The 22,630-nt window shown below is 41.0% G+C and carries 19 protein-coding genes; 11 read left to right on the top strand and 8 right to left on the bottom strand.

Going from position 1 to position 22,630, the window contains the following annotated elements; genetic code table 11:
- Positions 1–217: 217 nt before the first annotated feature.
- The gene (gene phoH / locus FVA69_RS12185) at positions 218–1,003 is read left to right on the top strand and encodes a phosphate starvation-inducible protein PhoH (RefSeq protein ID WP_164528907.1); all 786 of its coding nucleotides are present in this window, start codon (positions 218–220) and stop codon (positions 1,001–1,003) included.
- Positions 1,004–1,077: 74 nt separating this feature from the next.
- Here the strand turns inward: phoH and zinT are convergent, their stop codons facing one another.
- The 5 genes from zinT to FVA69_RS12160 all read right to left on the bottom strand — a co-directional run bounded on the left by zinT (position 1,078) and on the right by FVA69_RS12160 (position 5,454).
- Entirely contained in the window at positions 1,078–1,722 is a 645-nt protein-coding gene (gene zinT / locus FVA69_RS12180) for a metal-binding protein ZinT (protein WP_109911338.1), read from the bottom strand.
- Between the two features lie 205 nt (positions 1,723–1,927).
- Entirely contained in the window at positions 1,928–2,767 is an 840-nt protein-coding gene (locus tag FVA69_RS12175) for a siderophore-interacting protein (protein WP_164528906.1), read from the bottom strand.
- Between the two features lie 213 nt (positions 2,768–2,980).
- Positions 2,981–3,112: a DUF2474 domain-containing protein gene (locus tag FVA69_RS12170; protein WP_004264009.1), complete on the bottom strand. Its 132-nt coding sequence runs from the start codon at positions 3,110–3,112 to the stop codon at positions 2,981–2,983.
- A gap of 4 nt (positions 3,113–3,116) precedes the next feature.
- Positions 3,117–4,127: a cytochrome d ubiquinol oxidase subunit II gene (cydB, locus tag FVA69_RS12165; RefSeq protein ID WP_109911285.1), complete on the bottom strand. Its 1,011-nt coding sequence runs from the start codon at positions 4,125–4,127 to the stop codon at positions 3,117–3,119.
- Positions 4,117–5,454, bottom strand: a complete 1,338-nt coding sequence (locus FVA69_RS12160) for a cytochrome ubiquinol oxidase subunit I (protein WP_109911286.1) — start codon at positions 5,452–5,454, stop codon at positions 4,117–4,119. Before FVA69_RS12160 ends, cydB begins: the two co-directional genes overlap by 11 nt.
- 247 nt (positions 5,455–5,701) lie before the next feature.
- Here FVA69_RS12160 and FVA69_RS12155 point away from each other — a divergent pair, with 247 nt between their 5' ends.
- The gene (locus FVA69_RS12155; protein ID WP_164528905.1) at positions 5,702–7,126 is read left to right on the top strand and encodes a PLP-dependent aminotransferase family protein; all 1,425 of its coding nucleotides are present in this window, start codon (positions 5,702–5,704) and stop codon (positions 7,124–7,126) included.
- A 95-nt stretch (positions 7,127–7,221) separates the two neighbouring features.
- Positions 7,222–7,788 (top strand): HutD/Ves family protein, encoded by a 567-nt coding sequence (locus FVA69_RS12150; RefSeq protein ID WP_238789235.1) that lies wholly within the window; start codon positions 7,222–7,224, stop codon positions 7,786–7,788.
- Here the strand turns inward: FVA69_RS12150 and FVA69_RS12145 are convergent.
- The gene (locus tag FVA69_RS12145; protein WP_117161969.1) at positions 7,785–8,396 is read right to left on the bottom strand and encodes a LysE family translocator; all 612 of its coding nucleotides are present in this window, start codon (positions 8,394–8,396) and stop codon (positions 7,785–7,787) included. The genes FVA69_RS12150 and FVA69_RS12145 overlap by 4 nt on opposite strands.
- 160 nt (positions 8,397–8,556) lie before the next feature.
- On the opposite strand from FVA69_RS12145, the gene FVA69_RS12140 reads away from it, so the two are divergent.
- From FVA69_RS12140 to FVA69_RS12105, 8 genes are all read left to right on the top strand, one after another.
- On the top strand, positions 8,557–9,030 hold the full coding sequence (locus FVA69_RS12140) for an Lrp/AsnC family transcriptional regulator (RefSeq protein WP_115167334.1): 474 nt from the start codon (positions 8,557–8,559) through the stop codon (positions 9,028–9,030).
- A gap of 648 nt (positions 9,031–9,678) precedes the next feature.
- A complete protein-coding gene (locus FVA69_RS12135; RefSeq protein WP_164528904.1) occupies positions 9,679–11,022 on the top strand; it encodes a radical SAM protein in 1,344 nt (447 codons plus the stop codon).
- Positions 11,023–11,032: 10 nt separating this feature from the next.
- Positions 11,033–11,722, top strand: a complete 690-nt coding sequence (locus tag FVA69_RS12130; RefSeq protein ID WP_164528903.1) for a TorD/DmsD family molecular chaperone — start codon at positions 11,033–11,035, stop codon at positions 11,720–11,722.
- Between the two features lie 28 nt (positions 11,723–11,750).
- A complete protein-coding gene (locus tag FVA69_RS12125; protein ID WP_164528902.1) occupies positions 11,751–14,333 on the top strand; it encodes a molybdopterin-dependent oxidoreductase in 2,583 nt (860 codons plus the stop codon).
- A 13-nt stretch (positions 14,334–14,346) separates the two neighbouring features.
- Positions 14,347–14,889 (top strand): DMSO/selenate family reductase complex B subunit, encoded by a 543-nt coding sequence (locus FVA69_RS12120; RefSeq protein ID WP_004264054.1) that lies wholly within the window; start codon positions 14,347–14,349, stop codon positions 14,887–14,889.
- 11 nt (positions 14,890–14,900) lie between these two features.
- Positions 14,901–15,755 carry a dimethyl sulfoxide reductase anchor subunit family protein gene (locus FVA69_RS12115; RefSeq protein WP_123382017.1) on the top strand — a complete coding sequence of 285 codons (855 nt, stop codon included), beginning with the start codon at positions 14,901–14,903 and terminating at the stop codon, positions 15,753–15,755.
- A gap of 257 nt (positions 15,756–16,012) precedes the next feature.
- Complete coding sequence (locus tag FVA69_RS12110; RefSeq protein ID WP_123382016.1) at positions 16,013–18,136, top strand: TonB-dependent receptor family protein; 2,124 nt, start codon at positions 16,013–16,015, stop codon at positions 18,134–18,136.
- An 18-nt stretch (positions 18,137–18,154) separates the two neighbouring features.
- A complete protein-coding gene (locus tag FVA69_RS12105; protein WP_123382015.1) occupies positions 18,155–19,300 on the top strand; it encodes an ABC transporter substrate-binding protein in 1,146 nt (381 codons plus the stop codon).
- 74 nt (positions 19,301–19,374) lie between these two features.
- Here the strand turns inward: FVA69_RS12105 and FVA69_RS12100 are convergent, their stop codons facing one another.
- Positions 19,375–21,195: a CocE/NonD family hydrolase gene (locus FVA69_RS12100; RefSeq protein ID WP_202983380.1), complete on the bottom strand. Its 1,821-nt coding sequence runs from the start codon at positions 21,193–21,195 to the stop codon at positions 19,375–19,377.
- Between the two features lie 4 nt (positions 21,196–21,199).
- Positions 21,200–22,615 (bottom strand): YfcC family protein, encoded by a 1,416-nt coding sequence (locus FVA69_RS12095; protein ID WP_232799048.1) that lies wholly within the window; start codon positions 22,613–22,615, stop codon positions 21,200–21,202.
- Positions 22,616–22,630: the final 15 nt, after the last annotated feature.

Raw genomic sequence — 22,630 nt, 5'->3', positions numbered from 1 at the left:
GTGTTTATACACGCGAGTACAAAACCGGTTACCACTCCATCATGAAATTTCCATGGTGAGATTGGTAACCGGTTTTTTTATTAGCCGAGTTATTGCATGGAGTTACAGCCACATAATAGATGTTTGATATTAACTTTGAGCTTGAAGGGAGCTCACCTCTGTTTTGAATAGTCCGTCATTTGAATTGACATCACTGATACCTGGAAGGGTTAATACTATGAGTAGACAGAAAGCTGCAACAAAGGCACGTCGTGAAATGAAACGTTCATCACGCAAAGATCGCTCAGGTCGTTTTGATATCAATAACGTCGCATCATTTGCTGAATTTACTGGCATTGAAGCTATCGGTATGGCAAAAGAACGTCGTGATGAATCCCCTATATTGCCCAGAAATGAAGCTCAAAAACTCTATATTAATTCCATTAAACATAAGCAATTAATTTTTGCGAATGGCGAAGCGGGATGTGGTAAAACCTATATCAGCACTGCACTTGCAGCTGATGCGTTAATTCATAAAGATATCAATAAGATTATTGTGACAAGGCCCGTTCTTCAAGCGGAGGAAGATCTCGGTTTTTTACCGGGTGATATGTCAGAAAAGTTTGCGCCTTACTTTCGTCCTGTCTATGACGTATTGGTGAAAAGGCTCGGCGCATCCTTTTTGCAATATTGTTTGCGCCCCGAAATTGCTAAAGTGGAAATCGCGCCATTTGCTTATATGCGAGGTCGAACATTTGAAAATGCCGTCGTGATATTAGATGAAGCGCAGAATGTCACTGTCACGCAAATGAAAATGTTTTTAACTCGGCTTGGTGAAAATGTGACGGTGATTGTCAATGGTGATGCGACCCAGTGTGATTTGCCTGAAGGTGTGTCCTCAGGGTTAACCGATGCATTACAACGTTTTAGTACTGATGAAATGGTTTCGATGGTGAATTTTACTATTGAGGATTGTGTGAGATCACAATTGTGCCATAAAGCCTTATTGGCTTATAACTATTAATTAGTTTTGTTATTAATTATATACCCCGCGATTTGTTCGCGGGGTATAGGTTAAATCTTTATAGAGGCAATTGATTAGTGGTAGAGCATTTCATGTACGATTTGCTCATCTGTGAGGGTATATGGGTAATAGGTTGGCCAATTTTCTAGTTGGCTTAATAATTTTTCCTGAGATTCGTTTCCCATATACAGGTGGAAATGCCCCGAGGCCTGTGGCTCAATAATATGGTCGCTAAACTGGATAAATTTGGGCGCTTTTGAGTTAGCATCTTTGCATTCAAACAAGTAACGGACGCCTTTTTTCCCTGAAGTGTAATGAAGAATTTTGTAACCGGCGTAGTCATATTTACAGCTGCTTACGGCACCGTTTTGGGTAAACTCAATAACATCATTTTCAATTCCAATGCTGTCAACATCGGTGGCATAGCCTTTTTTATAATATTCACGATACTCTTCAACCGTTTTATCTTTATTTTTCTTTGCTTTACTTTCTAAAACTTCATCGAGCTTTCCATTTAATAGTAATGGATTAACCGATTCCCAGATGCCTTGCCAATCGCTAAGAGACCTATCTTTGACGTCAGCATCTTCAAAAATCCCTTTTGAAGCTTGGAGTGCTTTCTCTGATTGTGGATGAGAGTGACTATGTGAGCCATGAGCAGCTGCTGTATAGCTAGTGAGAGCTAATGCGACATAAAGACTGGTTTTTAAAATTGCCATTTTGTACACAGTGGTTTTCCTATTTTTGTAGTGAATATAACGACCATAAAAACCATTATGTTATAACATAACAAATGTGAGAATGAAAAGTATTTTAGGAAGTTTATTGATGAGGAATGTAATGACTAAAAACGTGATGAAGGCAGATAGGAGCTCGCTTAGTAGAGTTTATAATCAATAAGCGAGCTAACTATTTGAACCGAAGTTAGTCGTCAGGGTTGTCCATCACGGCATGGCGTTCATGGTGATAACCTTCCTCATCATAACCATATCGCCAGTAAGGAATTGCATAGATATCATCACGACCAAAACCTTTTTCACGACGAATATAACGACGTAAATCACGAATAATTTGGTCTTCACCCGCAATCCAAAAAGCGCAATCATTGTTTGGAATGTCCCAAGACTTAAACGTGCTAATTAATTCAGCTGTTTTGGTGATATCACCACAGATCCAAATTACGTCAACGTGTTCAGGTTTTTTCAGTTCTCGCACGTCTTTTGGGCTATCTAACCGTAGTACGACTTTACCTTGGGCATTTGCTGGCATTTTTTCTAATAATGCGGCAATAGCGGGTAGAGAACTTGAATCACCGGCCATGAAGTAATGTTGTCTGGCAGGCAATAATGGGTCTGGGCCACCCGGATTGGTAATCCCCATCCAATTTCCTGGTTTTGCATCACGTGCAAATAGGTATGCAGGGCCAGTTGCGCCATCATGCATAGCAAATTCAATATCTATCTCGCTAACTTCAGGGCGGATGGCTCTGGCGGTATAGGTACGAACAAATGGACGAGGTTTGTCTTCTGGCCAGCTACGGCCTTCTTTACTTAGGATAGGGAGTGCGGGCTGGCTGATTAAATCAGGGGCTAAAAATATTTTCAGGTGCCCACCTTCACAATCAGTTGGGTATGTATTGAGTCTTTCACCGGTGAAAGTAATGCTGCGAATAGATGGGGTGATATCGGTAATGGATTTGACTTGAATGAGCTGTGGTGGAGCCGGGCGGTAGATGTTTTTTTCAACGGGTTGTTCAGTGGCCACGGACAATCTCCTTTATTAATGATAATTTTATTATATGGTAATTATTATCATTATCATGAATAACTTTGTAAGTTGCAACCGCTAGTGAGTGATTGGAAGAGGATATTTATAAAGAGAGATTTTCAACAGTAGGGAGGCAATTTACAGTGATGAATTGTTGATTTCAATAAAAATGCCGTATGATTTTTAGCATACGGCATATCGAAAGGTAGATTACTTCACTTTCATTCCGGCTGCGGTCATCATCAATTTAAACACGGAAGAGAAGGCAAATAGCGCCAATACACTTCCGAACCAGATAATGGCCATCCAACCGAGTTTTTTCCACCAAGGGGAGGCTGCCACGTTATCAGTGGTAACCTTGTTCTGGGGTAATTTTTCCTCTGAAGACATAGTAACTCCAATAGGTATAAACTAAAATAACAGGAATAATGAATAACGCACCGACTAACATAAAGCCTAAACTTTCGGATGGGCCAGCGGCATCACGGAAACTGACTGCGGGTGGAATGAGCGTTGGCCAGATACTGATACCTAGGCCAGTAAACCCAAGGAAAATCAACATTAAAGCCGCTAAGAATGGCACGCTATCGAATCGTTGTCGCTTAGCACTTTTTAGGATCAACCAAGTACAGCCTAATACCAGTAACGGAACAGGTAAAAAGAAGAACAGGTTTGGCAGAGAGAACCAACGCTCAAAAACGGCCTCATTTAACATCGGAGTCCAGAGACTGATCACCGTAATTACCGCTAACATCAGTAATGTTAATGGCCGTAGAACACGATACATCGTGCTACGTAAGTGGCCCTCAGTTTTCATGATCAACCACCCACAAGCTAATAGTGCATAAGCCACAACAAGGCCAAATCCGCAAAATAGTGGGAAAGGCGCGAACCAATCGAAATAACCCCCCATGTAAACACGGTTTTCTACATGGAAGCCTTGGATAAAGGCACCAACGACCACTCCTTGAACAAAGGTGGCAAAAATTGAACCCCAAATAAAGGCGTGATCCCAATGGCGGCGGTGTGATTCATCCGCTCTAAAGCGAAACTCAAAGGCAACACCACGGAAAATCAAGGCCAATAACATGAAAGTTAATGGAATTGACAGGGCATCAAGGACAATCGCATAAGCGAGAGGAAAAGCACCAAATAAAGCGGCTCCACCTAAAACCAACCAAGTTTCATTGCCATCCCACACTGGGGCAACGCTGTTCATCATCAGATCACGGTCTTGGCTGTCTTTCAGCGCAGGGTAAAGGATCCCAATGCCTAAATCGAACCCATCCATGACAATATACATCAACATACTAAATATGATGATGACAAACCAAATGAGAGGTAAATCAATGCCCATGAGCTGCGTCCTCCGCGATACCTTTACGAATTAATTTCATCATGTACATATAGCCAATCCCGAAAACACCGCCATAAACGACAAAAAAGGCGATTAAACTGATGCTCATGTGCATTTCACCATGTGCACTGACCGCATCAGAGGTTCGTTGTAGCCCATAAACAACCCATGGCTGGCGGCCAATTTCTGTTGTAAACCAACCTGCAAGGATGGCTATCAGCCCAGAAGGTGCCATTAAAAACATAAAACGTAAGAATGTTTTCGACTCATAAAGGTTTTTACGGTAGCGAAGCCATAAACCCCAAACTCCAGCCGCTATCATTAATAAGCCAAGCCCGACCATTACGCGGAATGACCAAAACACCATAAACACGTTAGGCCTATCTTCTGGGGCATATTCTTTTAGCGCGGGGACTTGTTTATCAATACTGTGTGTTAAAATCAGGCTTGCTAAATAAGGGATTTCGATAGCGAATTCTGTTTTTTCCTTTTCTTGGTTTGGAATACCAAACAAGATCAGCGGAGTGGCTTCTCCGGGTTTGTTTTCCCAGTGACCTTCCATTGCAGCCACTTTAACCGGTTGATGTTTAAGTGTGTTTAGGCCGTGAGCATCCCCGATTAAAGCTTGAACAGGGGCTAAAACTAAAATCAACCACAGGGACATGGAAAACATTTTTTTCATGGCACTGGACTTGTTGCCTTTGAGCAAGTGCCAAGCGGCGGAAGCCCCAATAAAAAATGCTGCAGCAAGGAAAGCTGCTGTAGTCATATGCAGTAATCGATAAGGGAAAGAGGGGTTGAAAATAACGGCAAACCAATCAACGGGAACAATGCGCCCATCAATAATTTCAAAGCCTTGTGGTGTTTGCATAAAGCTGTTGGAGGCCAAAATCCAGAATGTGGAAATAATCGTTCCTAGCGCAACCATGCAAGTAGCGAAGAAATGCAATTTTTCACCTACACGGTTCATCCCAAACAACATAACACCGAGGAAACCAGCTTCTAAGAAGAAGGCCGTAAGAACCTCATAAGTGAGTAATGGCCCTGTAATACCTCCCGCAAAATCTGAGAAAAAGCTCCAGTTAGTGCCGAATTGGTATGCCATAACCAAGCCAGAAACAACACCCATTCCGAAATTAACCGCAAAAACTTTCGACCAAAAATGGAACAGTTTTATATAGTCTTGATCACGAGTTTTAAGCCATAAACCTTGTAGCACCGCAAGGTAACTTGCGAGCCCAATCGTAATGGCTGGAAAAATAATATGAAACGAGACCGTAAACGCAAATTGTATACGGGCAAGTTCCAGCGCAGTTAGTCCAAACATATTGACCCCTGAGTGGATATGTTAATGACACGCAACATTCAACGTTTTGATGAGAGCAATTGAGGCGCTAATCCTTAGCAAAAGAGATTGCTCACACCTGAGTGCAAAATAATCGCCATCCAACGAAAAATGTTTTGTGCTTATAGTTAAAAAAAAGTCAGGTGAATGTGTGGATAAGTAGAACATGAGACGATAAACTATAATAGTAACAATTATTGAGATATTAACTATAACAGTTGAGGCGGCTATGACGAGATACGAACAATTAGCAGCGCAAATTCGTCAGCAAATTGAAGACAATATCTGGCAAGTGGGCGACAGATTACCTTCATTGAGGGAAAGTGTTAAACAGTCTGGTTTAAGTTTAATGACTGTTGTGCAAGCATATCAGTTGCTTGAAAGCCAAGGATGGGTCGTTGCTCGCCCGCAATCAGGGTATTACGTGGCAAACCGCAATAACGCATTTGCTGCCGCAAAAGGAGGTAAAGGGCTACATTTGAATGAAAATGTAGAGATTAACGCCTCTATTTTTGGTGTCTTACAAGCTTGTAAGGACCCGAATATTATCCCATTTGGCTCCGCATTTCCAGAGCCCGCCTTATTAGATGACCCAAAACTCGCGAAATCACTCGCGTCTGTCGCTAGGCGCTTATCGAAATTTAATACACCAGCTAATTTGCCGCCTGGTAATGAACAACTGCGTCGAAACATTGCTCAGCGTTATGCAACTCAAGGGATCCATGTTGCTCCTGATGAAATCGTGATTACAGCAGGAGCCATGGAATCTTTAGTTCTGAGCTTACAATCAGTCACTCAGCCCGGGGATTGGGTCGTTATCGAATCACCTGCATTCTATGGTTCACTTCAGGCAATTGAGCGGTTAAAACTCAAGGCAATTGCTATTAAAACAGACCCGCTATTTGGTATTGATCTTGACGCGTTAGAGGATATTGCAAGCAAATATCCAATTAAAGCCTGTTGGCTGATGACACATTATCAAAATCCATTAGGCGGTACGATGCCGCAAACGAACAAAAAACGATTGGTCGATATCCTGAATAAGCAGCAAATTGCATTAATTGAAGACGATGTCTATGGGGAACTTTATTTTGGTAACAAACAGCCAATACCCGCAAAGGCACTAGATACTAAAGGAAATTTCTTTCATTGTTCTTCGTTTTCGAAATGTTTAGCGCCGGGGTATCGAGTGGGTTGGGTTGCCGCGGGTCAACACGCGACAAAAATTCAACATTTACAAATGATGAGCACAGTTTCTGCTAGCGTTCCCACGCAATTAGCTATTGCGGAGTACTTATCATTAGGGGGATATGACAACCACCTTCGTAAACTGCGTTTAACGATGGAACAACGTCAGCACCAAATGTTGAGTGCAATAGCAAAATACATGCCTCAGTCAGTAAAAGTTAATACACCAAAAGGTGGGTATTTTTTATGGCTAGAATTTGAACCGCCATTTAATGCTATTCGTTTGTACCAATTCGCACTAAAAGAGGGGATCAGCATCGCACCGGGAAGTATGTTTTCCACTAGTGATCAGTTTAATCATGCATTTCGTCTTAATGCATCGTTTACATGGAGTGAAAGGGTGGAAGAAGCAATGAAAACTTTAGGCCGTTTATGTCACTTTTTAATCAATGAGAGGCGTGATTAGTCACATTATCATTGTTAATTCATTGCCTTGAAAGATTAACTTTGCCAATCTAAGTATAAATCTAAATGTGTTAGCAGCAATAAATGGGAGGTAATGTGAAAATAAAATGTTTTGACACAATGGAGTTACCTATCCTGGATTGGCATGATGGCGGGGGGGCCAGCCAAGAAGTATTTTGCTGGCCAGTGGCATCGGACTATTCACTACGCGCAAGTATTGCAACCATTAAGCAAGAGAGCTATTTAAAACGTTATGCGGAAGGAGAAAGGTTGGCAATATTGTTGAATGACCAGCCGCTTCTGTTAACCGATACCAAAGCATTTGAGTGCCGATTAGAGCTTGCAGGTGATCATGTCCAATTTTCAGCCCAGCAATTTTGTATGGTAAAAGTCCCAAAGCCATCAGTTAAGTTAATGAATTTTATTTTTCTAGATGATAGGTGGGCGGTTAAAAACTACTTCATCACTGAAGAGTGTAAATTACCAGCTAACCAAGCAGGGTTAGTCTATGTACTCAATGGCGAATGGGAAATTTCTGGCGCAAATTGTCATCTTATGGCGCAAGGACAAGGAGCCTGGTGGCTACCTGATATCGGTGAAGGGGTGATAAAACCACTTAGCACCGATAGCAAGTTAATCTGGATTGAATTATTGCCTCGCTAACTAGTAGCTAAACCGATAGCAGCGAGTGTTAGCATACCGCCTGCAACCCCCTCGGTTATACGGCGTTTTTTATCATTATAAGCTCGCTTATTATGCATGGAAGCAAATAATGCACCTATCACACCATAGATTACGACACACGAAAGTATAAAAGCAGCTGAAAGTATCAAAGACTGAACTGCCACACTTTCTGTCAGCTTAATGAAATTCGGCAAAATAGCGAAATACACCAATAACCCTTTAGGGTTAAGAAAGCTCGTCAGAAATGCTTTAGCTATTACTGCCTTTGTTGACACCGTTTGAATTTTTAAGTCTCCCGCTTTCATCGCAGATAATACCATGCGGATAGCAAGATAAGTGACATAAGTCACTCCAACCCATTTAATGGTGTGGAAAATCATAGGGGAAGCCGCAACAATTGCCGCTAAACCAAGTGCAGCCAGAATCGCATGCGCTATATAGCCCAGTATAATACCTAAATTAGCTTTCAAGGCAGCAGAGGTGCCTCCTGATAATCCTTGTGCGGAAATAAAAAGAATATCTGGGCCTGGTGTGCAGACTAAAGGGACTACGGTTGCGCTAAATAAGAGCAAGGTCTGTAACTCCATTTCAATTCCTCATTATTGTTTATTGTTAATTCACGCAACTGGCCAGTAGCAATAAAATTATAGCGATAATCCAGTGATATTGGATTTTTTTATTGCTTTAAAATAAACAATAATTGGTATTTAATATCAAAAATTAATATTAAATTGAGGTTGAGTACCAATGAAAGAAAATAGGCTAAAATTGGATGCCATTGATAGACGCATCTTACAGATTTTACAAAGAGATGGAAAAATTCAGAATATTGAATTAGCTAAAGAAGTGGGGCTTTCCCCGTCCCCTTGTCTGCGTCGTGTGAAATTGCTTGAAGAAGCCGGGGTAATCAAACGTTATGTGGCCGTATTGGATGGCAGTAAAATTGGAGCCGGTCTTTCTTTATTTGCACGTATTTGGTTTAAAACACAAGATGCCAAGACCATCAACCAATTCGTTGAAGACATTAAACAGATGCCTGAAGTCGTTGAATGCCATCTAATGGCAGGGGAATGTGATGCTTTGATCCGTATTGTAACGCAAGACTTAGCCTCTTATCGTCGATTTCATGCAGATCATTTAACGCAAATTAGCAGCATTCAGAGTATAAAGACGGAGGTGCCAATGGAAACGGTTAAGGTGACTTATGCTTTACCACTTTGACGATAATGACCAACCGCGTGATAGTGACGAGTTGGGAGTGTCTAACGATGAATTATAATTATATCTTTAATTATGATAAAAAGATAAATAATAACTATGCTGTATTTATTAGAGAGGTTTATAAAATAAAAGAAATTAAATATGATAAATATGAATAGCTGAACATTTTTTGAAGTTTAATTTTACAAATTGAAATATTATTTCCTCTCTTTTAATGTTGAAAGGTTAGTTTAATATTATTTTAGAATGCTATTAAATGAGGTATTTGAATTTTATATGGCGATTTTTAAAGAGATAATTCTCATATAATGAGAACATGATTGAGTAATAACCTAGCCATAACGACAGCGATAGCTAATCATTTGATATATAAATAATGAAAGGAAAGTTTTTTTGATCCTGCGCAACACCATATTACGTCACTTACCTATACTGATATTAATTAAAAATCAAAATAATATAATGCGAATGTTTCTTATTTAAAATTATTTTCAATTTGCTCGGTAATGATGTGAGTATTTATAAGCATATTTCTAATTGTTATTGGCATTATAATGACAGTCTATTAATTGATTATTTACATTCTGAACCTAATTGAAAATTCACTGAATAATAGGAACTGTTTGCTCATAAATTGAAGGGGAATTTATGATCTATCCTATTACTGATAGAACAATATCGACAGTAAATAATCAAAAATTTAAGCGCTACGCTATTCGCTATTTGGATATCGAACAGCAAACACAGCAGGCAATCATAGAATATGGACTTAATTTTGAAGCCCCTTTTGCACAGCAACATGAAATTGAGAAACTCAAACTAACTATAAAGAATCATGGCGCAACTTTTGCCAATAATGGGAAGAGTATACATTGTAATTGGCTCTCGAGTGCTTGCGTGCAATGTCGTACGGGAGAAGGGAGTTATACGACATTTTTGTCATTAAAATGCCACCGCGATTGTTATTTTTGTTTTAACCCAAACCAAGAAAATTATCAGGGTTATCAACAGGAAATGCGTGATGCGCTTGGGGAAATTGATGCAATTGCCGAGCAAGGTTACCCTCTGACCCATATCGCACTAACAGGCGGGGAGCCTCTACTTTTTCGCCAAGAAAGTATCGAATTTTTCCAAGCCGTCCAACGGAAATTACCTCAGGCTCATAGCCGTTTATATACCGCTGGTGACCCATTAGACCGTAATACCGCATTAGCTTTAGCGAAGGCAGGCCTACAAGAAATCCGTTTTAGCATCAAAATTGATGATTCAAAAGAACGCATCACCAAAGTTTTGTACCGCATCGCGTTAGCTCGTGAAATTTTTCCAGCGGTTATGGTGGAAATGCCGGTGATCCCCGGTACAGAACAGCAAATGTATCAGCTATTAACTCAGCTTGATGACATTGGTATTGATGGTATCAATTTATTAGAGTTTTGTTTCCCACTAACAAATAGTGAAGCGTATCAAGCTCGAGGCTTCGAACTTAAAAATCCACCTTATGAGGTGTATTACAACTATTGGTATGCTGGTGGATTGGCGGTTGCACAGAGTGAATTAGCTTGCCTTCGAGTGCTTAATTTTGCACTCGAAAATAAATTATCGCTTGGGGTGCATTATTGCTCTTTAGAAAATAAACATACGGGGCAAGTGTACCAAAGTAATGCTTTTTTTGAACACAATGAAAAAATATTAGGAAAACATTACTTCTTCTCTTCTCAAGATTATTTTTTTAAAAGCGCCAAAGTTTTTGGTGATGATTGTGAAAAGGTGGCGGTTTTACTGAAACAAACAGGCGTTTCTTATTATCAAGATTTGTTACATGGTTTTTTGCAATTTAACCCTGAAGCAATTTACTTATTAACCTCGCTAGACAAACTACCTATTGCGTTGACCTCTCACATTGTTGAGCCCGATGAACAGGGCAATCCTTTAATTAAAGAAGTGCAAATTGAACTCACTACACCCGCTGAATTTTTACTGACTGACTTGTAGGGATACATTTATGACTAATGACGACCAAATTTTAGATTTTCTGTATGCGCGTCAATTTGCTTATGACGTATTGCGGCGTTTGTTTATGGAAGAACCAACGCCAGAGTTATTAAGTTATTTGAGAGATTCAGGATTGCTGTTATTTCCCTGTGATGAAGCATTACCCGCGATGAGAAATGCCATAAATGACATGCATAAAGACTTAAACAATAGGCAGCTAAAAGCCAATACTGAGGGTTTTGAAAACTTGCATTGGGATTTTACTCGCTTATTTATTGGCCCAGAAGCCCCGCCAGCAGCGCCATGGGAGTCAACTTATGTTTCCCGTGACAAACTGTTATTTCAAGAAAGTACCTCAGCAGTGAAATCCTTTTATGAACAGTATGGCGTTCATTTACCGGAAGGGGATAGGGAAGCCGCTGACCATATTGGTTATGAGTTAGATTTTATGTGGCATTTAAGCCTGCGTATTACTGAACTTATTGATAGCGAAAATGAAACCGTTGATTGGGTTAACGTAAACGCGTTGTTGCTCGGGTCTGCCACATTTTTAAATACCCATCTATTGGCGTTTATTACGCCATTTTGCCGCTCAATGCATAACCATGCAGACACATTATTCTATCGTCAATTAAGTTCATTAGTTGAGCTTTTCTTACGCAATGATATTAAAAAAATCAATGAATTAGTCAATTTATAATAATAAACAAAATGAAGAGGTAAGAGCAATGTCAGAAAGACAGAAAATAGCCTTGAGTCGCCGTTCATTTATAGCTTGGACATCGGCGGCATCAGTGATGGCTACGTTACCGCTGAGTAAGCAATTATATGCGGCAACACCAGAGGAAGAAAAAGCGGTTGAGCAAGCAACTGATGCGGTCACTCAAGGGAAATGGAAGCCCGTGGCCTGCTGGCATAACTGTGGTGGCCGCTGTGTTAATAAAGCATTGGTGGTTGATGGCGTAGTTGTTAGGCAAAAAACCGATGATGTAGTTGCGGACTCACCTGATTTCCCACAACAACGAGGTTGTTTACGTGGCCGTTCACAACGTAAACAAGTCTTTGGCGCAGATCGCTTAAAATATCCAATGAAGCGTAAAGGCTGGGCTCCCGGTGGTGGAGATAAAAGCTTGCGAGGCCGAGACCAATGGGTGCGCATCAGTTGGGATGAAGCATTAGATATTGTGGCATCAGAATCGAAACGTATTAAAGAAAAATATGGGAATGAATCGATTTGGATCACTGGCGGTAATGGTGTTGATATCCAAAACGTTTATGCGAAAGCCGGGGGATTTGTTGGCGATTGGGGAACAACCTCATGGGGGGCATGGTTTGAAACACCGGCGCATTTAGGGTTACTTGAAGGGTTTTATACTTTTGGTACCAATGACCGCTTTGATATGCGTAACTCCCAGTTAATCGTGATGTGGGGAGCAAACCCAGCGTGGAGCAGCCCTGGTAGCCCAACTTATAATTACTATCAAGCGAAAAAAGCGGGAGCGCGCTTTATTAGTATTGACCCAAGTTATACGACCACGGCAGAGTTAATGGATGCAGACTGGTACCCTATCAACCCCGGTACTGACCATGCTTTAGCTCTGGGTATCATGTCTGCGTTATTAGAAATGGATAGCCCTGACAACCCATTGATTGATTGGGATTTCTTACGCCGTTGTACGGTTGGTTTTGATGAAAATAATATGCCAGCAGGCGCTGACCCAAAAGGTAACTTCAAAGATTATCTGTTAGGCACCTATACGGGAGAGCCTAAAACACCAGAGTGGGCCTCTAATATTTGTGGTCTGTCAGCTAGCGATATTCGCAAGTTAGCGCGTGAAATCGGCGGCACTAACCGAGTCGCATTGCTTACCGGTTGGGCGCCTGCTCGAATCCATAACGGTGAAGGATGGGTGCAAGCATTCTCAACATTAGGCTTTATGACTGGCCATATGGGAAGGCCTGGTCGCATGACTGGGGTCAGCTGCCACTTCGCAGCTGGAAATAATGGCACGCGGCTCGTAATGGCCGGAGCAAGTGGGTTACCTTCAATCCCAAACCCGGTTAGCTTGAAAATTAATCACAATGAGCTTAACCGTGCATTATTAGAGAAAAGATTCCGCCAACGTGGTGTAGGGGATGTCGATGCAAATATCCAAATGATAATTCACCCGTTTAATGCGACACTGCAAACACGAGCTAATATTTCGCAAGGTGTTGAAGCTTATCGTAAAGATGTGGAACTGATTGTAACTGCAGCATATGTTCCACATACTTGTGCTAAATATTCGGATATCGTCTTACCCGTGACGACAGAGTGGGAACGAGAAGGAACCATATTAAATCCAAGTAACCGCGAAGTTATTATAGCTGCGGTGAATGTAACTCCGCCACTTTATGAGGCGAGAAGTGACCAGTGGATTGCCAAAGAAATAGGTAAACGTCTGGGGATTGATATCGATGAGGTTTTTCCTGTTTCGGAAAAACAACAATTTTTTAATAAACTCAATGGCGCAACGATTATTGGTGAAGATGGTAAGACCACAGAGCCATTAATCACCATTACCCAAGCGGATATTGATGAATGGCAAGTAACAGGTAAGCCACAGCAAGGCCGAATTACCCTCAACGAATTTCTTACTGTTGGGAAATACCAAGTCAAGCGTACTTCTGGTGATAACTATGGTTATATTGCCTATGAAGATTTTATTCGCGACCCTCAAGCCAATCCACGACCAACACCGAGTGGTAAGTTCGAAATTTACTGCCAAACATTAGTCGAAAAAGCCGATGAATGTGGTTGGACGAAATTACCTCCAATTCCTGAATATATCCCATCCGCGAGCGGTTATGAGGCAAGTTTTAGCGACTTCTCGAAGAAGGAAAAAGGGGATTATCCATTCCAAATCTATAACCCACACTACTTACGTCGCTCTCACAGCACGCTTGATAACGTGCCTTGGTTGCGTGAACAGTGGCCAAGTCCAATTTATATCAATGCGTCTGATGCTAAACGTTTAGGTATTAAACACGGTGAAACTGTGTTGATAACGAGCCCACAGGGAAAAATTGTGCGTCCCGCATTGGTGACACAAACGATGAAGCCGGGTGTGGTGGCATTACCACATGGAAGTTGGACAAATGTTGATGAAAAAACAGGGATAGATATGGCGGGAGCCGACAATACGCTAACTATTCAGGTCCCTACAGGGCTTGGGACGTCAGGGTGGAACACGATGCTATGTAATATTGAAAAATGGCATGGAGACCAGCTAGTTCCAGATGCTGCAATTCCACAGCGTATTATTTTTTAGGGGGCAATAAGAAATGGATAAACAAGTTGGATTTTATATTAATGTTGCCACTTGCATTGGTTGTAAAACCTGTGTTGTTGCGTGTAAAGACAAAAATGATCTTGAGGTCGGGCGCAACTTTCGTCGTGTGTATGATATTGAGGTAGGTGAATATCCACGTCCTCGGACTTGGCATTTGTCTATTGCCTGTAACCATTGTGATGACCCACAATGCGTCAGCCATTGCCCTACTACCGCAATGCACAAACGAGAGGAAGATGGCGTTGTATTAGTCGACCATGATAAATGTGTGGGGTGCCGCTATTGCACATGGGCTTGTCCATACGAGGCACCTCAGTTCGATGCCAGTATTGGAATGATGACTAAGTGCGACACTTGTCTTGATCTCCGTGAAAAGGGCGGAAATCCAATGTGTGTGGATTCTTGTCCTATGCGTGCGATTGAGTTCGGCCTAATTAGCGAATTACGTAAAAAATATGGCTCGAATGCAGATATTGCAGGGTTACCTAGTTCAAGTATTACCAAACCGAACTTGGTTGTCGGTACAAAAGGATAAGGAGAATTATCATGCATGAATTTCCATTGGTGGTTTTCACCTTATTTATGCAAGCTTCTGTAGGGTGCTTGCTAGTTTCATTGGTGTGCTATTTTCGTGTACTTGAAGGCGGAAATAACCGACAAAGCGTCCAGTTTATTAAACTGCCTATTTTAGCAAGTTTTGTTTTGGGCTGTGTAGGGTTATTAGGCTCACTATTTCATATGGGAAACCCGCTACACATGTTTTACACCATGTTGCATGTGTCGACCTCATGGATGAGCCGTGAAGTGTGGGCGACGGCAATTTATATGGCGCTCTTGTTTTTCAGTATTGCACTGTTATTGCTTAAACAAAATGCGAATGCGTTGTTACTGTCGCTGAGTGCGTTAGCCGGTATTATCTATATGTATGCAATGTCAGCATTATACGCTAACACCTTGTTTAACCTCTGGAATGGTTTATTTACCTACGCCAGTTTCTTTGGTGCGGTATTATTGCTTGGTGGTATGGTAGCGGCATTGTTACTGGTAGGTTCTTTACGTCGCCATGGCAAAGAAGAGCAATTAAAACGTGTGGTTAAAATTGCGCTAGGTATTGGTGTTATAGGAATTTTACTCATGTTTCTGGGCGCATTATCTCTACTAGGGAATATGGGAGAGCCAATTTTTATGGGAATGACACCACGTGAACTCCCTGATGGTTTAGTGAGCTTGAGCATTGTTAGAATCATACTTATTGCATTAGGGGTATTGTTTGTCGGTCGTTTACTGTGTCAAAAAAGTGGGCACAATCTGAATGCAACATTCGTCATGTCACTGGCAACACTCTGTATTTTTGTTGGCGAGGGAGTTGGTCGGGTAGTGTTTTTCTCACTAGGCGGTTAGTTCTTATTAGAAGTAAAATATTATCTGTTTTGCTTTTAACCATATGATGTCGTTAAGTAATATGCTCCGAGGGGAAATTTTCCCTCGGATTTTTTAGTTTTCTTCAGTTCTTTTCATTCTAAATCAAAAACAATAACCCTTTATATAATAAGGAATTAAGCTAGAGTAATTTCAAAATAAATAGTAAATTAAGTTGATTATCTGTAATGATTCTAATTATCATTATTGCTCTTAATCTCCTTTGTTACGTATTCCTTATGAATTTAAAAACTAGCAAACTACTCATACCATTAGCAATTTCAGCTACATTAGCGCCTTATTATGTTTTCGCTGTTGATAATTCAAGAAATGATCAAATTACAGTTACAGGTAATTGGCTTGAAAATACTGAAGATGGTGAGGTGGTATTTAATCACCCAGGTGCTCGAACAGTAAGATCTCAACAGCAAATTAAAGAATCGGGCAGTGAAACCATCGGGGATGCTTTAAAAGGGATCCCAGGTGTGCAGGTACGCGAAAGTAATGGGACAGGGGGGAGCGATGTTTCCTTAAATGTAGGGGTACGAGGGTTAACCTCACGTCTTTCACCGCGCTCAACGATTTTACTCGATGGTATGCCATTATCCGCTGCGCCTTATGGTCAACCTCAGTTGTCGATGTCACCATTATCACTAGGTAGTATTGAATCTATTGATGTGATCCGTGGAGGGGCTTCTGTGCGTTATGGGCCGCAAAATGTGGGTGGCGTAATTAACTTTGTGACTAAACCTATCCCGAAAGACTTTTCTGGGGGTGTTTCACTTCAAACTCAAGGAGCTAAAACGGGAGGGCTAAAGACACTGGTGGATGCGTCCGTGGGGGGCTCAAAAGCGGATGATTCAGCGGGAGCGCTATTGCTGTACTCAGGGTTACACGGGCAAGGCTACCGTAAAAGCAACGATAATACTGATATTGATGACCTGATTTTAAAAACCCGTTATGCCATAACAGATAACGACGAACTACTGGCTAATTTTCATTACTATCATGCGATGTCAGGTATGCCTGGAGGGTTGACTCAAGCGCAATATAATGCGGACCCTTTCCAATCAACACGGCCTTATGACCGTTTTGAAGGCAATCGACAAGATATGTCATTGAAATACAAACATGAAGAAGATGACAAGCAATTTGAGTTAATGACATGGTTTAGTAAAAGTTATCGGGGTAGTTACATAGAAAGTGAGCATAAAGATAAAGCGAATGAAAGGCGTTTAGTTTCTTACCCTCGCCACTATACCGCTTATGCCATTGAACCGAGTTATTCGCAATTATTCCGTTTTAATGATATTTCACACGAAGTGACAGTGGGGTATCGCTATTTAAATGAGACCGCAGACGAAAAAGCTTACCGTTCAAATTGGTACCAAACGGGTACTCAAAGTTCGCGGCCGAGTACCAATGATTATTATCAACACACATCGGGTGGAACAGAAGCCCATGCGATTTATCTTGATGACACTATTGATGTTGGCAACTGGACTGTGATCCCCGGGATCCGCTATGAGAACATTAATATTCATTTAAATGATAGTTTTAAAAACCAAAATAGAAGTAAGCGCTATAGCGAACCACTTCCTGCGCTGGCCGTGATCTATCATATTGATGATGAATGGAAGCTATTTGCCAATGCGAGTACGTCATTCGGCAGTTTACAGTACTTTCAATTGAATACTAAAGGGGTTGGGAATTCCCCTGCGAATGGGTTAAGTGCAGAAAAAGCCCATAACTACGAAGTGGGGACTAAATACGATAATACCGCGCTATCCCTTGAGGCGACCTTATTCTATATCGATTTTGATGACCAACTGCTTTATGTTGAAAATACAACGGGTTGGACAAATTTGGGCGCCACAACTCACCAAGGTGTGGAATTGGCGGCAAGGTATAACCTGTCTGACCTGAGCGATAAATTGGATGGTATCAGTGTATACAGCACCTATACCTACACGAAAGCGGTTAGTAAAAAAGGTGACTTTGCCCATAAAGATTTACCGTTTTATTCACGACAGGTCTTTACCGCAGGTGGCCGTTATGAAACGGGAAATTGGGTATGGAACTTAAATACCTATGCGCAATCTACCCAAGAATCGCCAGGAACATCAAGCCATTATGTAACAAAACCCAGTGCGGATGGTCGATACGGAACAATCCCCGGTTATATGGTATGGGATGCACGAGGTGAGTACCATTTTGGTAAAAGTTTATCTGATTTAACGTTATCTGCTGGTATTAAAAATCTTTTTGATCAAACCTATTTTACACGTTCTACGGATAATAATTATGGTATCTATGTGGGGCAGCCAAGAACTTACTATGTTCAAGCATCCGTAAAATTTTAATAAATACAAGGCAAAACAATGATAATGAGAAAAATTATCAATATATTCGTGCTGATTCTTGGCGTAGTTAGCCTACTATTTTCGACTAGTAGCTTATCCGCACCTATCACGGTGACGGATATAGCGGGTAGGGACGTAACCGTCAATGCGCCGGTATCTCGAGTGATGCTGGCAGATAGCCGCGTTTTGGTTGCACTGAATATATTACATCCACAAAATCCACTAAAAGGGATTATTGCTTGGGATGATGCGTTAATAAAAAAAGCGCCTGACCTGAGTGTGGCTTATAGTAAAAAATTCCCAGAATTAAGCAAGATCCCTGTTTTCCCAAACCCGTATACAACGGACTTTAGCGTTGAGAAAGCGTTGGTTGCACAGCCAGATTTACTCATTTTTGATATTGGCTTAAAGAGTAAGCTCACAGAAAGTGGCACTCTATCATTATTGGAAAAAAGTGGCTTACCTGTCATTTTTATCGATTTTAGACAATATCCACTGAAAAACACCCTGCCGAGTATGACGTTATTGGGCCAAGTATTTGGTGAGGAACAACAAGCGCAAGCATTTAATCAGTTTTACCAGCAAAAGTTAGACTTAATCCGTTCAAGAGTGGCTAAACTTAGTCAAGAGCAACGTCCAAGCGTATTTATTGAACGAGCCGCTGGTATCCAAGGGGAAGATTATTGCTGTAAAACGTTTGGTAATGGCAATTTTGGTGAATTTGTTGAAGCAGCTGGTGGAAATAACCTAGGTTCCCAATGGTTCAGTATTGGAATGGGGGGAGAAATCAGTGAAGAACAACTGATTCACAGCAACCCGGACTACTATTTAATGACGGCAGCAGATTGGGATAACACTCGTAAAGGTAGTGCTTCTGTGCCATTAGGATATACCGGAAATAAACAAACTTCTTTGGCTAGGCTGAATAAGCTAATGGATCGCCCTAAATTTCGTTCATTATCTGCCTTTAAAAACAAACAAGTATTGGCACTCTATCAGCAATATTATGATACGCCATTTAATATTATTGCGGTGGAAGCAATTGCAAAATTCATCCACCCTGAGCTGTTTGCAGACCTTGATCCGCAAGCAGATAGCGATTACTTACATAAAACGTTCACTGCCTTAGAAGGTGATGGTGTGTTTTGGGTTCAAGCGGAATAATTATCTTCTCATGTAGCCCGCTTTAGCGCTGTTGGCAGCTAAAGTGGGCAAATAGTTTATTAGCTAATAATAGTTTAAGCCTCGTTGATCACCGGCAAAATAATTTTTGACGGGTGCTCACTAGAAAAATGTAGGCTATTACAGGCTATTTTCCACGTTCTGTCACCTGCGATAGTTTTACCTGTATTTGTATTGAAGTCATACTTAGGGAAGTTGCTACTAGAAATATCTAATCGGATACGGTGCCCTTTTGCGAAACGATTTGCACAGGCAAAGGGCTTAATTTTCACTTCGACAATTTCATTGGGTGTTAATAATTCCTTTTTCTCATATCCATGCCGAAAACGGCAGCGAATAATGCCATCTGTAATATTCATGGTATAACCTTGTGGGTAATCGGCACTAGGTGGGTAAACATCAATAAGCTTTGCAGTAAAATCCGTATCTAAAGCATCACTACTGATCCAAAGCGACACCTCTATTTCACCAGCTAAACAGACATCTGTTTGTAATTCTTCGGTTTCGAAAACTAAGACATCACAACGGGCAGAAAGAGGTAGGTTATTTTGTTTACTACCAAAAAATTGCGGTAATTCACGTTGGTTAAAAGCTCCTCCCCAAAATATCGGTTGGCCTGAAGTTAAGGCGCCGCCAATGGTAGGGACTGGGTGCTTAGGGTCATAACAATAGGATATTGAGGCTGTTTTAGTGTAGGGGTGAAGAGATAATTTGTTATCTGGCCACAAATAATATGCAGTTTTTTCAGTATTTGCTAAAGGCCATTGATGGCAGTTAAGCCATTTTCCACCATGCTCTATACGCCCTTGTCGGTTACGTTTACCGCTTCCACCACCCATCATAAATATCGTTACATCTTCATGATTGTTTTTGGAATTTTCATTTTTTAAGTGGGCTTCAAACCAGTTCAACCGGCAAGAAAGCCAACTTTCACTGACATTGTTATCAAATGCGGCGATATCACCGAACTCTGCGTCACCACTATGCGTGATATTGCGGTCACCATGGAGCCAAGGGCCCATGATTAATTTTTGAGGTGATTGTTTTTTAGTAACAAATGCATGATAGTTATCTAATGTTGAACTGACATAGGCATCATACCAACTGGACATGAATAATACTGGGATATCAGGTATTTGATCATAATAGCCTTCAGCATAGATGCCGATTTTCTGCCAATAATCGGAAAAACACTCTTCTTCCCATTGTTCAAATAAATACGATTCATATTCAGGGACGTGTTTAAGCAATGTTTGTCCTTGATACCATGGCATTGTTGTGAACCACTCATGGATATTTTCTTGTTCGAGTGCAGCTAAAATATCGGGAGATTGCTGGGCGAGTGGGCTTAGTTTAGCTTGTTTAAATGCCCAAGTTGCTTGTTTGAGTTCAAAAGCGCCTCCTTGACGGATCCCACATTGATAGGCGTTGGCAAATCCACCGGAATCCAGCACCATCGTGTGTAAGCCTGGTGGGTTTAGACACGCCATTGCTAATTGTGTATGAGCGGCATAAGAGAGGCCCATTGAACCTATTTTGCCATTACACCAGGGTTTTTCCATAATCCATTGTAATGTATCAAAACCATCCTCGGCTTCATTAATATATTTTGTGAACTTTCCTTCGGACTCATAGCGTCCACGGCAATCCTGATACACAACAATAAAACCATACTCATTGAAGTATTTCGCCATTTCTTGGCGTGTTATTTGCTGGCCTGATACCGTTTTTTCCGAACGAGAAGGTGCGCTTTTATCATAGGGGGTTCGCTCTATAATAACGGGAAAAGACGTAGCTGATTGAGTTTGTGGAAAGTAAACATCGGTAGATAGCATTATTCCATCACGCATTTTTATCCGGTAATTCTTCATATCCATTTTATTAATACCCTATGGTCACGGCGATAGTCAGTAAGCCGATACTGATTGCCATAAAAATTAAAAATAGCGGTAAAATATACTTCGCCCAAGTAGTCCAACTTACGCCTGCCGTAGCTAAGAAGATTAATAACCCACTGGATGTTGGTGTGATCATGTTAGTCAGCCCATTACCCATTAAAAATGCAAAAACGGTTGTTTGAGGAGAAACACCAGAAATTTCACCAACGGGGCCTAAAATTGGCATTGTGACAGCGGCTTGCCCAGACGTTGATGGAATGGCAATGTCTAATAATAGTTGAGAAATAAACATGCTATATGATGAAACATAAGGACCGTGATTACCGACTAGTCCAACTAATTGATGAATAATGGTATCGAGAATTTTACCTTGAGAAAGAATAATTTCGACCGCAGTCGCTAACCCAATTAACACTCCTGCGATAAGGACTTTTTTCATTCCACTGACAAATGCGTTAGCAGCAGCACTTGCGGTTAAACCACTACAAAAAGTTAAAATGACACTTAAGAATAAATAGTAAGCAGATAAATCATTATTTTTCCAATGCCAGCGATTAGATGCATAGACTAAAAATGCAACACCGATAGCTAAGACAATTAACATAAGTTTATGACGATGGGTTAATTGTGTGGTTTGATTATGTTCTTCAACCACATAGCTTGTGAGTGTCGTTTTACGAATACTATAGAAAATAAATAAAATACCGAGTGTAATAAAAATAAGGTACGCTGCAATCCGCATACTTAAACCACTAAAAACCGGTAGACCAACAAGCGGTTGTGCGATAGAAAGTGCATATGGATTGGTGATGGAGGCGAGGTATCCTACCTTAACCGCAATCGCTACAATGGCAAGCCCAATAAGTTCATTCAATCCAACGCGTTTCACTAAGGCAATAACCATGGGAATAACCAAAAGATACTCTTTGGCTAACCCCATAAAGGTACTTCCCATGGAAAATACAATCATTAAGAAAGGGATCAACAAATAGATATTGCCTCGGGTGACGTGAAGCAACCGTTCTAACCCTGATTCTATTGCCCCTGTTTTATTGAGAATTCCAAACATTCCTCCGATGAATAGAACCATATAAATAAGCGGTGATTGTTTAACAATTCCTTCGGGGATCGCTTTAAACAGTTGAGGTAAACTGACGGGAGCGGCAGTACCTTCTGCTGATTTTTCAGTACCTAATAATTGCTCTAACGTGATGTCTTTAGTGATAGTTTGGTAAGAGTCCGGAATGACTTTTTTACCATCGCGCTCATATTGGCCTGAATTAACAAAATAAGTCATTAAAAAGGCAATGATAACAATAGTTAACATTACTAAAACTGGATTCATTTGCCAGCCTGGTGGTGACGATGGAGTTTGTATAGTGTTGTTTGTTCGTTGCATGGTGTTGTCTCTTTT

This window comes from Providencia sp. PROV004 (assembly GCF_011045615.1).
Lineage (GTDB): Bacteria > Pseudomonadota > Gammaproteobacteria > Enterobacterales > Enterobacteriaceae > Providencia > Providencia rettgeri.
Note: the sequence above shows the minus strand (reverse complement) of the source record. Positions and strands in the feature narration are given on the sequence as shown.